Source organism: Streptomyces sp. NPDC002602 (genome assembly GCF_042889445.1).
Lineage (GTDB): Bacteria > Actinomycetota > Actinomycetes > Streptomycetales > Streptomycetaceae > Streptomyces.
In genome coordinates this window covers 84,145-96,265 of record NZ_JBIAQX010000018.1, presented here as the reverse complement: position 1 = coordinate 96,265, position 12,121 = coordinate 84,145, and the positions used below count along the sequence as shown (strand labels likewise).

The 12,121-nt window shown below is 69.1% G+C and carries 13 protein-coding genes; 2 read left to right on the top strand and 11 right to left on the bottom strand.

The annotated features are described in order from the left end of the window. Positions 1–161: 161 nt before the first annotated feature. From ACFYW3_RS32930 to ACFYW3_RS32920, 3 genes are all read right to left on the bottom strand, one after another. The gene (locus ACFYW3_RS32930; RefSeq protein WP_389388206.1) at positions 162–521 is read right to left on the bottom strand and encodes an ASCH domain-containing protein; all 360 of its coding nucleotides are present in this window, start codon (positions 519–521) and stop codon (positions 162–164) included. Then, positions 518–1,624: a hypothetical protein gene (locus tag ACFYW3_RS32925; protein WP_389388205.1), complete on the bottom strand. Its 1,107-nt coding sequence runs from the start codon at positions 1,622–1,624 to the stop codon at positions 518–520. The genes ACFYW3_RS32930 and ACFYW3_RS32925 overlap by 4 nt, the downstream gene beginning before the upstream one ends. 85 nt (positions 1,625–1,709) lie before the next feature. Continuing rightward, positions 1,710–1,994, bottom strand: a complete 285-nt coding sequence (locus tag ACFYW3_RS32920; protein WP_389388204.1) for a hypothetical protein — start codon at positions 1,992–1,994, stop codon at positions 1,710–1,712. Positions 1,995–2,595: 601 nt separating this feature from the next. On the opposite strand from ACFYW3_RS32920, the gene ACFYW3_RS32915 reads away from it, so the two are divergent. After that, the gene (locus ACFYW3_RS32915; protein ID WP_389388203.1) at positions 2,596–3,585 is read left to right on the top strand and encodes a hypothetical protein; all 990 of its coding nucleotides are present in this window, start codon (positions 2,596–2,598) and stop codon (positions 3,583–3,585) included. Positions 3,586–4,031: 446 nt separating this feature from the next. Here the strand turns inward: ACFYW3_RS32915 and ACFYW3_RS32910 are convergent, their stop codons facing one another. The 5 genes from ACFYW3_RS32910 to ACFYW3_RS32890 all read right to left on the bottom strand — a co-directional run bounded on the left by ACFYW3_RS32910 (position 4,032) and on the right by ACFYW3_RS32890 (position 7,519). Beyond that, on the bottom strand, positions 4,032–4,883 hold the full coding sequence (locus tag ACFYW3_RS32910) for a hypothetical protein (RefSeq protein WP_389388202.1): 852 nt from the start codon (positions 4,881–4,883) through the stop codon (positions 4,032–4,034). Next, the gene (locus ACFYW3_RS32905) at positions 4,870–5,226 is read right to left on the bottom strand and encodes a hypothetical protein (protein ID WP_389388201.1); all 357 of its coding nucleotides are present in this window, start codon (positions 5,224–5,226) and stop codon (positions 4,870–4,872) included. The genes ACFYW3_RS32910 and ACFYW3_RS32905 overlap by 14 nt, the downstream gene beginning before the upstream one ends. Positions 5,227–5,298: 72 nt before the next feature. Further along, complete coding sequence (locus ACFYW3_RS32900) at positions 5,299–6,312, bottom strand: NAD(P)H-dependent glycerol-3-phosphate dehydrogenase (protein ID WP_389388200.1); 1,014 nt, start codon at positions 6,310–6,312, stop codon at positions 5,299–5,301. Next, entirely contained in the window at positions 6,312–7,190 is an 879-nt protein-coding gene (locus tag ACFYW3_RS32895) for a class I SAM-dependent methyltransferase (RefSeq protein ID WP_389388199.1), read from the bottom strand. Before ACFYW3_RS32895 ends, ACFYW3_RS32900 begins: the two co-directional genes overlap by 1 nt. Beyond that, positions 7,187–7,519, bottom strand: a complete 333-nt coding sequence (locus ACFYW3_RS32890) for a hypothetical protein (RefSeq protein WP_389388198.1) — start codon at positions 7,517–7,519, stop codon at positions 7,187–7,189. The genes ACFYW3_RS32895 and ACFYW3_RS32890 overlap by 4 nt, the downstream gene beginning before the upstream one ends. A 41-nt stretch (positions 7,520–7,560) precedes the next feature. Here ACFYW3_RS32890 and ACFYW3_RS32885 point away from each other — a divergent pair, with 41 nt between their 5' ends. Beyond that, positions 7,561–7,917, top strand: a complete 357-nt coding sequence (locus tag ACFYW3_RS32885; protein ID WP_389388197.1) for a MazG-like family protein — start codon at positions 7,561–7,563, stop codon at positions 7,915–7,917. A gap of 509 nt (positions 7,918–8,426) precedes the next feature. Here the strand turns inward: ACFYW3_RS32885 and ACFYW3_RS32880 are convergent. The 3 genes from ACFYW3_RS32880 to ACFYW3_RS32870 are packed head-to-tail and all read right to left on the bottom strand — an operon-like array spanning position 8,427 to position 12,075. Continuing rightward, positions 8,427–9,224 carry a hypothetical protein gene (locus ACFYW3_RS32880; protein WP_389388196.1) on the bottom strand — a complete coding sequence of 266 codons (798 nt, stop codon included), beginning with the start codon at positions 9,222–9,224 and terminating at the stop codon, positions 8,427–8,429. After that, positions 9,221–11,290, bottom strand: coding sequence for a hypothetical protein (locus ACFYW3_RS32875; protein ID WP_389388195.1), 2,070 nt, complete (start codon positions 11,288–11,290; stop codon positions 9,221–9,223). The genes ACFYW3_RS32880 and ACFYW3_RS32875 overlap by 4 nt, the downstream gene beginning before the upstream one ends. Then, positions 11,290–12,075: a hypothetical protein gene (locus tag ACFYW3_RS32870; protein ID WP_389388194.1), complete on the bottom strand. Its 786-nt coding sequence runs from the start codon at positions 12,073–12,075 to the stop codon at positions 11,290–11,292. Before ACFYW3_RS32870 ends, ACFYW3_RS32875 begins: the two co-directional genes overlap by 1 nt. Positions 12,076–12,121 lie beyond the last annotated feature (46 nt).

Sequence of the window (12,121 nt, the reverse complement as noted above, 5' to 3'; positions counted from 1 at the left end):
TACGGATAAGAATCTTCTTCGCCGTCGAGAGCGTTCAGGGCGGCGTCGAGGTCGGGGGTGTCGCCGTCGTGGTGCCAGGGGGCGAGTGTGCCCGTGCGGCGGGACAGGTGACCCCGAGCACCTGGCCGGCGGCCGTGCTCGGGGTCATTTTGCAGAGATCGTCAGGCGGACGGCGTGAGGAGCGCGATTTCGATGGCCAGGGCCCCCAGGGCCTCCTTTTCGGGTCCATAGATGTTGCGGATGTTCGTGAGTTGCTGGTCCCGGGGGGTGATTGGGTTGACCTTCTCCGGGCCTTCGCCGTCGAGGAGGGCTTCGAATGACTCGTAGCTGGCGACGCGGATGATCTTGACGTCGCAGGTGTCGCCGGAGTCCTTTACTCGGAAACGGATCGTGTCGCCCGCCTTCATGCCCGCCAGGCGCTCATGGCGGACACGGACTTCGATCGTCTTGGCGCCGGAGGCCACGAGGTCGAAATAGCGCTGGTAGATGTTCAGGTCGTGCCTGGTGGTCGTATCGCTCATGTTGCGCTGTAGCTCCTGGTCTTGGTGTCCATGAGCCGCGCGAACTCCTCGGTGGAGTAGTCCCGGAAGAAGTGGCGCGGGTGCGAGAGGAGCACCGTATTGGCGTCAAGGAGCCGGGCGGCGTACGTATCGGCTGATCCCGGCCACTTCCTGGTGTCGAGCATCCACGCGTCCTCGTCGGCCAAGGACTCGGCCTGGTTGTTCCTGATCAGCGACTTCGAGAGTTTCGCACCGGTGAGTGTGACGATCTGTGGGCCGAAAATCCTGGCTGGGATCTGCCCGAGGGTGAGCCCGACGGCCTGGAGGGCGCCGTTGACGAGTTGCGTGCCGGACATCCAGTCGGCGCCCTTGACCATGACGGACAGGGTGTCGGGGATGAGTTGCGTGGTCAGTTCCTTGACGACGTTGCGGTACAGGGTGGACAGGTCGAGGTATCCGCGCCCGTCGGGGCTGATGACGCTCTCGTACGGACCGTGGTGGACGCACACGGCGCCGACGGTGGCCTGCTGGCCGGAGAACTCGACGCGGGTGCGTTCGGCGTGCTTCTCCGCCCAGCCGCAGCCCGCGGCGGGGCAGGGCACCCGCAGGTGCGGGGTGCCGGTCGGTGGCGCGAGCCACCACCGGGCGGACTCCAGCCGCGGCAGCAGCCGCAGCCAGGTGGCGCGGAAGCCCGCCGTCGCCTGCTGCCGGCTGTACGTCTCGATCCGGTACGGCACCGCCGTCCGCGTCGACAAGGCGTCGAAGAGCGGCCGGTAGAGGCCTTCGACCTGCTTGAGCACGGCGGCGGGGTCGAACGCCTGCGCCAAGGCCCGTTGGTAGACGTGGCCCGAGGCGGGGTCCGTCAGCGTCTCGTGGGGCGCGTTGTCCAGGGCGCCGAAAACGACCTGGACCGGCAGATCGAAGCGATCGCGGATGCGGGCGGCCAGGGCGAAGGTCAGGGACTGGACGAGAGAGGTCCCGATGTGAGGCACGCCGTTGATCTGGGTACCCACGGACAATTCGACCCGGCGGGGCCGTACGGGGTGCAGGTGCGGCGTCAAGACGTCTTCGACGGCGCCGAGCGCGTTGGCGAGGACGCTGTTCGGGGAGGACACGGTGTGCACGGGGTCTCCTGACTGGACGTGCGACGGGGCGAGGCACGGCACGTGCGCCGACGAGGTGCTCAGAGCACCTGCCGCGGTGGGTCACCTACACGTCCGTCTCGGCGAGGGGGTCGGCGTCGGGGGCCGTGGCGGAGCTTGCGTCGGTTCCCCGGTCGCCGGTGAGGTCGTGGTGCCCGATCACGCCCAGCAGCACAAGGCCGCCGGCGACGAGTGACCACCAGGCGAGAGCGGCGGTCACGCCGCTGTCGATCGGTAAGCGGGGGAGGGGCGTCACTTCGTTCGCCGGTCCGCGCTCGCGGCGGTGGGTCGCCCGCTCCCGCCGCGCGGCCATTTCGCTGCGGGCCGTGCCCTTGATGATCAAACTTGCCATCCTCGGCCGTACCGACCGGCGGTGTTGTGCGCCGCCTCGTCGTGATCGGAGGTCCGTCCTGCTCCTGCACCGGGCATCGAGGCACCGTCTCTCAGGTCATGGCGGCAGGCTCGCTGTAAATCGCCTTACGCCGCACGCGGATTGAGCGGATCGTGGATCGGGGAAGCAGCACCATTCAAAGACCAGAGAATTCGAGCGGTAACCCCAGGACGGGGGCCCCACGATGGGTACATGCCATGGGGGTGCCGCCGGCGAAGGGATGTACGTGGAAGCGATGTCACCGGCGGCGCTGCCCCCGCAACTGCTTCGGGACCCGCGCGTGGGTGACGCGCTCGCCCGGCGCGACATCGGCGCCGTCTTCGGGCTGGCTCACTCCCAAGCCGGGATCAGCTTCAACCGGCTCAGCGAGGCCACCGGAATCCGGGCCGAGCGTGTGAGTCAGCTGGCCAAAGGCGACGGCACGGTCACCTCTCTGCCGGTGCTTGAACGGATCTGCGACGGGCTCCGGATTCCTGGCAGGGACTTAGGCTTGGCCGAAAGGCCATGGGAGGCAGGGAAACCACCAACTCCCTTACAAGATCGAGACAATGGAGATGATCCGATGAAGCGCCGCGATGTGTTGCGCGGCGCGCTCGCTGCCGGACTGGCAGGTCCCGGGCTCGCCGCACTAACGAACACCCGCCACGACATCGACGCCGCCTTGGCCGCCGACCACAGTGACCTGGGCTTCTGGGAGTCCACGGCTGAGCGGTACGGCTACGGCTACCACGGCCAAGCGCCGGCCGACGTCCTCGCCGACATCCTCGACGACTTCGCCGAGCTGCGGCCCCTGCTCTCTCTGCCGCAGACCGTCAAGGGCCGGTCGGTCCTTTGCCATGTCACCGGACAGATGGCCGGAATGGCGGCGATCGTGCTGCACGACCTCGGCCAGCATCGCGAAGCACACCGGTGGTTCGGCACCGCCGGACGGGCCGCCGAGCAGTCCGGGGACACACTCCTGCACGCCTGGGTCCTGGGCCGTGAGGCGATGGTCCCGCTGAACTACGGAGCCCCGCAGGCCGCCGCCCAGCTCGCCGAGAAGGCCCGCTTCCTCGCCGGCGATCAGCCCTCCGCCACCGCCGCGCTCGCCGCCGCCGTGGCTTCCCGCGCCTACGCCATCGGCGGCCACCGCGAGAAGGCCTTACGGGCCGTCGCTGACGTGGAGGAGCTCGCCGAGCGCCTGCGGCCCCAGCAGCAAGCCGACACCTGGTTCGGCTACCCCATGCAGAAGCATCACGTCCATATGAGCCAGGCCCTGACCCTCCTGCGTGAGACCCACCGCGCGTACGAGACCCAACAGCGGGCACTCGACCTGTCACGGGCACCCTCGCTGATGACCCGGGCCCTGATCGCCATCGACACCGCGTCCTGCCGAGCCCATGACGGCGATCGCGCGGAAGCCGCTCGCATCGCAGCCCAGGCGTACGGCGCACTCCCTGCCTCCTACCGCGGCGGCCTGACCCGCACGAGAGCCCTGGCCCTGTACCGGACCCTGCCCACCGACACCCCAGGCATCGACACGCTTGCCGACGCTCTCGCCCTCGCCAGCTGACGCCGGCACTTGGCCGGCGCCCCGTGCGCCGGCCGCCTTGCCTGGGCGGCGCTGGAAGACTCGACTGGTCCGCCTCTCGCATGCGACGCCACCGATCACACCAGAGGCATCCGGGGGTTCGGTCGGGGTGCAGGTGACGGTGCCACCGCCGCAACCGGCCGCCGGGTCGTAGAGGCGACCCTGCTCCAGTTCGTCAACGGGCAGGCCCCACCGCAGCTTGGTGGCCGTCCACCCCGAGGCGTATCGGCGCAGCGCGCCCGCCGCCGGCGGCAACCACTCCGCAGGATCCTGATCCGCTCTCTGCCAATCCGACCGTGCCGTCACCGCGACAAGAGAAGACGCCTGCCCCTGGTCGTTCGCGTATGCCCAGCGCCGTGCCGCCGGGCGCCGGCGAGGGGTGCGCGCTCCCGAGCCGTGATCCGCGGGACCACTACCGACCGCGTCTGTCAGGCGGCGAAGGCGAGGTACGTGGCGAGGGTGAGGCCGGAGAAGGTAATCAGTTGGCGGGGTTTGAGGCAGGTGAATGCCGTGTGCATGGCGATGCCGGCCGCGATGGCGTACGGCATCGTCTGAGGGATGAGGAGTGCGGGCGGCAGGGCGAATTTCCGCTGTGATGGCGGTGGCCGCGACCGCGCGCCACAATCGCACGTCCCCCTCGGTGAGGTTGCCCGCGTGCCGGCGGACGAGGCCGGGGACGGCGTGCTGACCCGGGTAGGGAAGCCGGTCGCGGATCTGGCTGTAGGTGTGGATCCACTGCGCGAGGTAGAGGCCACTGCGGAATTTGGTGCTGCGCAGCTTCTGTCAGGCACTGTTCCAGTAGATGTCCGAATCAATACGAGCAGGCACTGTGCCCAGGTGTTGGCTGTGTTGGGGGTGTGCTCGATGGTCAGACCGTGGCCGAGGTTGCCCGCCGCCAAGAGAGCGCCGCCGGTCAGCAGGGTGTAGCGCACCGCGTTCGGGCTCTTGAGGTAGAGGAGTTCCATGGCGGCGCCGGCCAGGACCAGCAGCAGCGAAATGCGAGACAGGAGCCCTGCGGCCAGGGCGAGGGCGGCGATGGTGCGCATGATCAGTGCGGGCCGGTAGACGCCGGCGAGGAGACGGGCCCGTGCTGGGCCGAAGCGCTGTTCTGCGAGGTGGCGGCTCAGCGAGCCGGCGACGAGGCGGTTCCACCCTCCTTGGCCGACGGAGAGCGCGAACCGGGCGGTGAGGACGGCTCCGAAGAGGGTGCGGAACGCCTGGAGGCGCCCGGGGTCGGTCGGGTGTTGGAAGCCGGAAGCGATGGCGTCAAAGAACCACACGGCTGTTCCTCACCTCCAGCGGCTGTTCCCCTCGGGCGGACAGGACACGGCCGGTGCCGTCGATTCGCGTGTATCGGCCGCTGTGGGCGAGATGGTCGAGGATCGCCTGAAGCTGGGGCGGTCCGAGGATGAAGGAGCCGGGCGAGAGGTGGTCGTAGACGTTCACCGGATCGGTGCGGCCGTCGCGGGTGGTGCCGGTGAGCACCACGATCGTGAAGGTGGCGCGGCAGAACATCTTCCAGCGCATCCAGCGGCCGGGCAGGTTGGTGAAACCGGTGATCATCCATGCCGCGAGGGCGCAGGCGACGGTGATTTGGGCAGCGGACAGCACGGGTTGGGGCATGGGTGTGGCCTCCGTGTCGGGAGGGCGGGAGTGCAGGGCGGTGGCCCCGGTGTTCGGGGTCCCCGGCGGGGGTCAGCGCTCGGGCTTGGGCGGTCGCTGCATCAGCGCGGCCGCGGCCTGGGAGAGGGTGACCTTTTCGTTGAGCAGGGCGGAGATGACGTCCGTGATGGGCATCTCGACGTCGTGGGCGTGGGCCAGGGCGAGGATCGCCGCCGCGCTCTTGACGCCTTCGGTGGTCTGCCGGGTGGCGGCCGTGGCCTGTTCCATGCTCAGGCCCTGGCCGAGGTGGGCGCCGAAGGTTCGGTTTCGGGAGAGCGGGGAGGAGCAGGTGGCCACGAGGTCGCCCAGGCCGGCGAGGCCGGAGAGGGTCGCCGGGTGGGCGCCCATGGCGGTCGCGAGGCGGGTGGTTTCCGCGAGTCCCCGGGTGATGAGCATGGCTTGCGCGTTGTGGCCCATGCCCATGCCGGAGGCGATGCCGACGGCGAGGGCAATGACGTTCTTCACGGCGCCGCCCAGTTCGCAGCCGATGACGTCCGTGCTGGTGTATGGCCGGAAGTACGGGGTGTAGCAGGCGTGTTGGACGCGGTGGGCGGCGATGTCGTCGGGGCAGGCGATGGTGGCCGCGGCGGGCTGGCCGTCCATGATCTCGCGGGCCAGGTTCGGCCCGGACAGCACCGCGACCCGGTCGGCGTCGATGCCGGTGACTTCGGTGATCACCTGGCTCGCCCGCAGGCCCGATCCGATCTCGATGCCCTTCATCAGCGACACGATCACCGTGTCGGGGCCGATGTGCGGGGCCCAGGCGGCCAGGCTCTCCCGCAGGGACTGCGCGGGAATGGACAGGACGAGGAAGTCGGCGCCGTCCAGCGCGGCGGCCGCGTCCGTGGTGGCCGTCAGGTTGGGGGGCAGCTCGACGTCGGGGAAGTACCCGGGGTTCTTGTGTGTCGTGTTGATGGCGTCGGCGATCTCGGCACGCCGGGCGTGCATGGTCACGTTCGTGCCGGCGTCGGCCATGATCTTGCCGACGGCGGTCCCCCAGGAGCCTGCCGAGAACACCGCCGCACGAATGGGGTGGTGCTGGTTCACTACGGGGTCCTCTCACCGGGCGCGGGCCTGTCGCCACTGGGGAGGCGGGGCCCGGCCATCGTATCGGCCGCACCCGCTTGCCCCGGGTCACCGGGCAGGCGGCGCAGGGTCAGCAGCACGGCACGCCTACCACGCAGGGTGGGGAGCATGTGGTGGGCCTCGCGGAGCATGTTGTCGGCCGGGGCCTGGCCCAGCTCACGGCGAAGGCGATCGGCGTGGGCGATCCACAGCCGGTAGAGGCGCTCCCACATCGCGGGTTCGCCGGGGCGCTCGTCCACGTGCTCTTGCCTCAAGCCGGCGGTGGCGACCGCTTGATGCCATGCCGGATCGGCGCCGCGCCGAGGGGCCCGGGTCACCAGCAGCCGGCCGCCGGGGGCGAGGGCGCGGCCGAGTTCACGCAGTGCGTTGCCGCGGTCTGCGGCACGCCCGAGGGCGTCCACGCACACGATGGCGTGGGCGCGGCCGTCGGGGAGGCCGGTGTGTTCCAGCTCCGCGACGCGGAAGGCGGCGCGGTCGGCGGCCGGGCCGAGGAAGTGGGCGCGGCGGGCGGTGGCCTGCGTGACGGCGACGGGTGAGAGGTCGAAGGCGTCCAAGCGGACGGCGAGGGCTCGGGCCAGCCACAGGCCGATGCCGCCGGCGCCGCATCCGGCGTCCACGAGGAGGTCGTTCGGGCGCAGGCGCAGGCGCGCGGTCAGGAGCCCCAGCAGGGGCCAGTCACACGAGCTGGAGGCGGCGACTTCCGCCGGGTAGTCCTCGCCCATCGCCTGCGCGTACAGGCGGGCGACCAGGTCGGTTCGGGCGCGGGCGGCGTGGAAGGAGTCGTATTGCGCGGAGCCCTGTGGGCCGGGCACGTCCACCCGGGCCGGGGTGGGGTTCATCGGGGCATCGACCTTCCGATCCGTGAGCGGGTGCCGGGACAGACGACCTGCACGGCGTGGACGGGGCTTCCCGGGGCGGACAGGTCCAGCGCGGCCGGTTCGTGTCCGGTGACGCGGGCGACCCGTCGGGCCACGGCGTGGACGTGGTGGGCGAATGTGTCGCCGGTCGGGGCGGGGAAGTGGGCTGTCGCCTCGGGCCACGGGTCGAGACCAGTGGTGTGCGGCGGTTGGAAGGACGCGGTGTCGAAGCCGCCGGGGTTGCCGGGGAGGTCGTCGCGGGTCCCGGCGATGGCGGCGAGGCACCGCTGCGCGCGGGGCGCGGCCGCCATCGCCGCACGTGAAGCACCCCACCCGAAACGAGGCAGGAACCATGGACGAAGTATGGAAGACCATCGACGAGCTCGCGCGCACCTTCAGACAGCGTGATGACGAACGGAAGGTACCGACCGAGCAGCAGTGGACTCTCCAGGCCCTCAAGATCGGGGAAGAGTTCGGAGAGGCCGCGCAAGCCGTGATCGGCGTGCACGGCACCAATCCGCGCAAGGGCACTTCCCACTCCTGGGACGACGTCCAAGCAGAAGTCGCGGACACCGCGATCACCGCGCTGGTCACGCTGGCCCGAATGCGGCCGAACGACACCGCGGACTTCTTCGCCGGCGTACTGGCAGACAAGTCGAGCCGATTCCTCATCCCGGCACCACCTTCCCCGGGTGAGGTGCAGGAGTGAAGATCGGGGGCCGAAATGGGCAGAGGAGGATACGTTCAATAGGCTGTCCGCCGTCTCCCTCAAGCCAGCGACTCGGGCTCCGGGTACAACGTCCCCTCGATCACCCCTGGAAACGACCGCCACGGCGGTGTCGTCCATCGGACTGGTGGGGACACCGCCGTTGCGATCCTTGGCCGCCCCGGAGGACGACCGCCACCTTCGGGGCGACCGAGGATCACAACAGCGGGAGTCGCGTGCTCAGTAGAGCTGCAGTGTCATGGCAGTCGTCCTCCAGGAACCGAGGATCGCACTGCCAGGGTGACGCTTCCCATACTTCCCTCACTACCTTTCGTCACCGCAGTCTTCGGCGAGATGTCCGTGGTGTCGGTACACCAGTTCGTCGGGGTGGCGGGTCACCCGGGCCAGCCGCCAGGCCGCGTCGTAGGACATACGGCCGCTTTCTTGCGTACGAAGCCGCAGGGCCAGAAGGCTGGTTGCCGGGTCGAGCAGCCAGCGCAAGGCGGATAGCTTCATCGGGCCGCGCCCGGCTCGGCGACGGGGCGCGGCTCTGCGCCATCAATGCGGGCGCTCTCAGTTGAACCAGCCGCAAACGGCTCGCCCAGTGCCGGCCAGGCGAGGGCGTCGTTCCATCCCATCTGGTCTAGGACGGTGCGGACGGTGGTGGTGAAGCGGGCCTGTTGTCCTGGGTCGTTGCCCAGTCTCTCCCACACGTACAGGAGGGTGTGTGCGATGCGTTCGGCCTTGGACTGGACGTCATCGGCCGCGCCGACGAGGGGGAGGATCTTCTCCTTGAAGAGGTCCCAGTCGAGCGATTCCAGGGCGTCCTGGTGGCGGTCGAGCCACCAGATGCGCGTGGCGTCCGGGCTGTTGAACACCGTTTGTCTGAGCCGCTCTCGGTGTTCGTGTTCCTGGGCGAGCTTGAGTGTCACGTCGCGTACGGCGTCTTGATACTTCTGGGCCCGGTTGGCGTCTTGCTCGGTGAGCAGCAGAGTGATACGTGCCCTCAGCCAGAGGCCTGGTGCGTCCTTAGGGGTGTGCCAGTGCGCCACGGCGAGTGTGAGGCTTTCTTGTGCGGTGGTGAGCTGTTCGGGCATGTGGTTCTGGGTGATGCCGCGGCCGAGTTCGTCCAGGGCGAGTCGTGCGGCCGCTCGGGCGGTCGCTGTGCCGCCGGCCTCGATGTTGGCGTGTGTCTCGTAGGTGAGGGTGCCGCGGGCGCAGAAGCGGATGCCGGGCAGACGTGTGGGCCACTGGTCCCGGATCCGACTGCGCCGGCGGTTCCACCACGGGCCGGGTCCGTCGGTCGTCAAGGGGTCGTTGCCTTCTTGGAGGCCTGGTAGCGGTTGGCGGCCAGCACCAGGACTTCACGCCAAAAGGGCCGGATGGCCGCTTCTTCCGTCACCATGAGCCGGTCGAGACCGGGGCGGAGGCTAGGTGGGGCGAAGATGTCCGCGAGGATGTCCACCACGGCTTCCTGACAGTCGGGGTCCGCTTGAAATCGCTCATGCCATCGCGACAGTTGCCTGACGACCGCGTCCACGGCGTCGTCGGTTGACAGCAGCCTCTGCCATGCGTGGATGATCCGCAGTCGGGCTTCGGGGTCGTGTGTGTTGTTGAGGATCAGGTCTGTTCCCTCGTCGCTGGAGACAAGAGCGAGGAAGGATCCGAGAGTCTGGCGGCGCAGGGTTTCGTCGGCGGGCCGGCTTTCGGCGTCGGTGAGCCATTGGTCGACGGCCTTGCGCACATCGTCTGGTCGTTGCAGCGCAAGTTGCTGGAAGGCACTGACGACGGTTGCGGAGCCGAACGTCTTGTGGCCTGCGGCTTTGCCCAGCCGCGTCAGGGCGAGGGGCGGCTGTTGGATTCCCCATGTGCCTGCGCAGATCTCGATGACGAGGTCGACTTTGTCGTCCGAAGGGTTCTTGGCGTCCATCCACTGGCGCAGGCGGTCCCTGACGTAGCGGCCGAACTCGGCGTCCCCGGCTGCTTTGGTGAGGGCTTCCACGGCAAGGACCCTCCGGGGGCCCTTGAGGTCGCTCGCCATTCCGTCGAGGATGGCCCGGTCGTGGCGGTGCGCCGCCAGTTTCCAGAGTGCGGTGGTGATCAGCCTGGCGTCCTCTTCCGGGACGGTCCGGTCTGCGGCGATGCCGATCGCCCACTTGCGCAGGAGTTCGTGCTGGGTGGGGAACTCGTCCCATAAGTGACGCAGGATGGCGGCAGGCAGGCCCTCTTTCTGCGTGTCGTGGAAGGCCCGGTCTCCGTCGCGAGTGATCTCCGCGGCGTCCAGACGGCTCGATGTGGTTGCGTCGACAAGAACGTTGACAGGGTGGCGTTCGAGCCCGAGTCGGGTCAGGAGGTCGTCGGCTGCCTTGATGACGGACCTGCGCTGTCCTCCGTGCAGCAGGGCGCCGGCCCAGACGGTGACGCGGGTGGACAGCAGCTGCGCGTCGCTCCCCGCCGCCCGATTCCTGCTGAGGAGCTTCTCGACTTCACGGTGCCAGTCGCCGAACTCATCGACGATCGCCTGGATCTGCTCCGGGCCGGACGCCCGGAGTAGACGGTCGGCCAGCCGCCACGCGGCGCGCGCAGAAGGGTTGGCCTTCCAGATGCCAGCGAACTCCGACGTGTCCAACCAGGTCACACGATCGCCTTGGTAGTTCGCCCGGAGTTCCGCTGTGACGAGGGCGCGCGCGTCGGGAGACTCCAGCCGGACGGTGAAAGGCAGCGTTGGTTCGGCCCAGTGGCCGTACCAGTCGGCGGGCGTGGCCAGGATGACGAGGAAGGAGTTGTTCTTGTGCAGCTCCGCCCCGTAGTTGACCAGGTCGGTGCCCAGCCGCTCGCCAGGTTGCTCCGCGAGGTCTGAGAGATCGAGGATGCATCCAGTCCCCGCCTCTTTCGGCAGCGGGCGGACCGAGGGCTTGGACCATTCCGGGTCGAGGTCGTAAAGAGCCGGCGGGGGGCTGCTCACGGTGCTTAGCAGGCGTATGGCAGCCGTGCGCCGGCCGTTGCCCTGGGCTGCGCAGAGCACGATGACTCCGTATTCGTCCAGCAGTTTGGAAGCGGCCTCCCACTGGTCTGTGTTGCGCGGCGGGACGAACCGGCCATCCTGGCTCGCCTTGTAGTCTGCATCGCTCTCGGTGATGGGGACGGGGATCGCCTGATCACCGTTCAGGTGCAGGTTGTAGGCCTGGATGCCGTGCTCACCGGAGTGACTGAAGCGCACGGAGCTGGACTGCGGCTGGCCGTTCGGCTCGCCGCCCTCTGGCGGTCGAGGGGAGCCTGCGAGCGAGTTCGGCTCGACGGGCTCCACCGGCGGTGGCTCCGCCGATGGCGACGTGGTCACCGCGCCTTCTCGCTGGCCCTGCTCTTTATCGACCATCACTGCCCCCGCCCGGCGCCGAAGTGGTTGTAGGCCTGGATGCCGTGCTCGCCCGTGTGACTGAAGCTGACCGCGCCCGGGGCCGTGGAAGCCCGCTGGGGGGACGCGCCGGGCGCAGGGGCCAGCTGCTCGGTGGCTGCATCCATGGTGTCCAGGGGTTCGAAGATGTCCGGGTCCGCGAGCCGCCAATCGAAGCCGGGGATGTGGACATAGGCCGGCTGCTGGAACTTCTTCACCTTCACCAGGTGCCTCATGAACTGGTCTGGCATGACGTCGCCGTTGACGCAGCCGCTTTCGAAGACGTCCTCGTAGACGCGTTGCGAGATGATCACCGCGGTGTTGGTGATCTCCGGGTTCGCGCGGTTCAGCAGGGTGCGCAGTGCGTCGTCGTCCAGGAGCCGGTGAGTGTGCACCATCGGTACGCCCAGCCCGGTGTGCGGCAGCGGGCCGACGTGGATGCTGACCCTGAGCTGCAAGGGCGTACTGGCGGGGCTGTCCGCGCGTCGACGACCCAGAGCCTGCCTCAGGGCACCGGGGAAGCAGCCCACCAGCGCGGGCAACACCTCTGGGTCCATGCCGGCGACGTAGCTGTCTCCGGCATGCTGGCCGAACACCCGCAGCTGCCACTGAGCGCTCACGTTGCTGGCACTGAGCGCCTCGGACAGCAACGGCAGCATTTCGGCGTTCACTTGCTGCATGCCCTTGCTGTCCAGCGCACTGAAGTTACGGGCGTCCACCGCCAGTACGGCCCGGTAGGGCCACAACGGCTCCCAAGACGGCAACATGTGCCGCTCCTCTCGTCGGGTGTCCATCGCGAAATCGCGGTGAACT

Excerpts from the sequence above, each read along its gene's own strand:
- ACFYW3_RS32930 (WP_389388206.1), bottom strand. The coding sequence starts at position 521 with ATGAGCGATACGACCACCAGGCACGACCTGAACATCTACCAGCGCTAT.
- ACFYW3_RS32920 (WP_389388204.1), bottom strand. The coding sequence starts at position 1,994 with ATGGCAAGTTTGATCATCAAGGGCACGGCCCGCAGCGAAATGGCCGCG.
- ACFYW3_RS32915 (WP_389388203.1), top strand. The coding sequence starts at position 2,596 with ATGAAGCGCCGCGATGTGTTGCGCGGCGCGCTCGCTGCCGGACTGGCA.
- ACFYW3_RS32905 (WP_389388201.1), bottom strand. The coding sequence starts at position 5,226 with ATGCCCCAACCCGTGCTGTCCGCTGCCCAAATCACCGTCGCCTGCGCC.
- ACFYW3_RS32895 (WP_389388199.1), bottom strand. The coding sequence starts at position 7,190 with ATGAACCCCACCCCGGCCCGGGTGGACGTGCCCGGCCCACAGGGCTCC.
- ACFYW3_RS32890 (WP_389388198.1), bottom strand. The coding sequence starts at position 7,519 with ATGGCGGCCGCGCCCCGCGCGCAGCGGTGCCTCGCCGCCATCGCCGGG.
- ACFYW3_RS32885 (WP_389388197.1), top strand. The coding sequence starts at position 7,561 with ATGGACGAAGTATGGAAGACCATCGACGAGCTCGCGCGCACCTTCAGA.
- ACFYW3_RS32875 (WP_389388195.1), bottom strand. The coding sequence starts at position 11,290 with ATGGTCGATAAAGAGCAGGGCCAGCGAGAAGGCGCGGTGACCACGTCG.
- ACFYW3_RS32870 (WP_389388194.1), bottom strand. The coding sequence starts at position 12,075 with ATGTTGCCGTCTTGGGAGCCGTTGTGGCCCTACCGGGCCGTACTGGCG.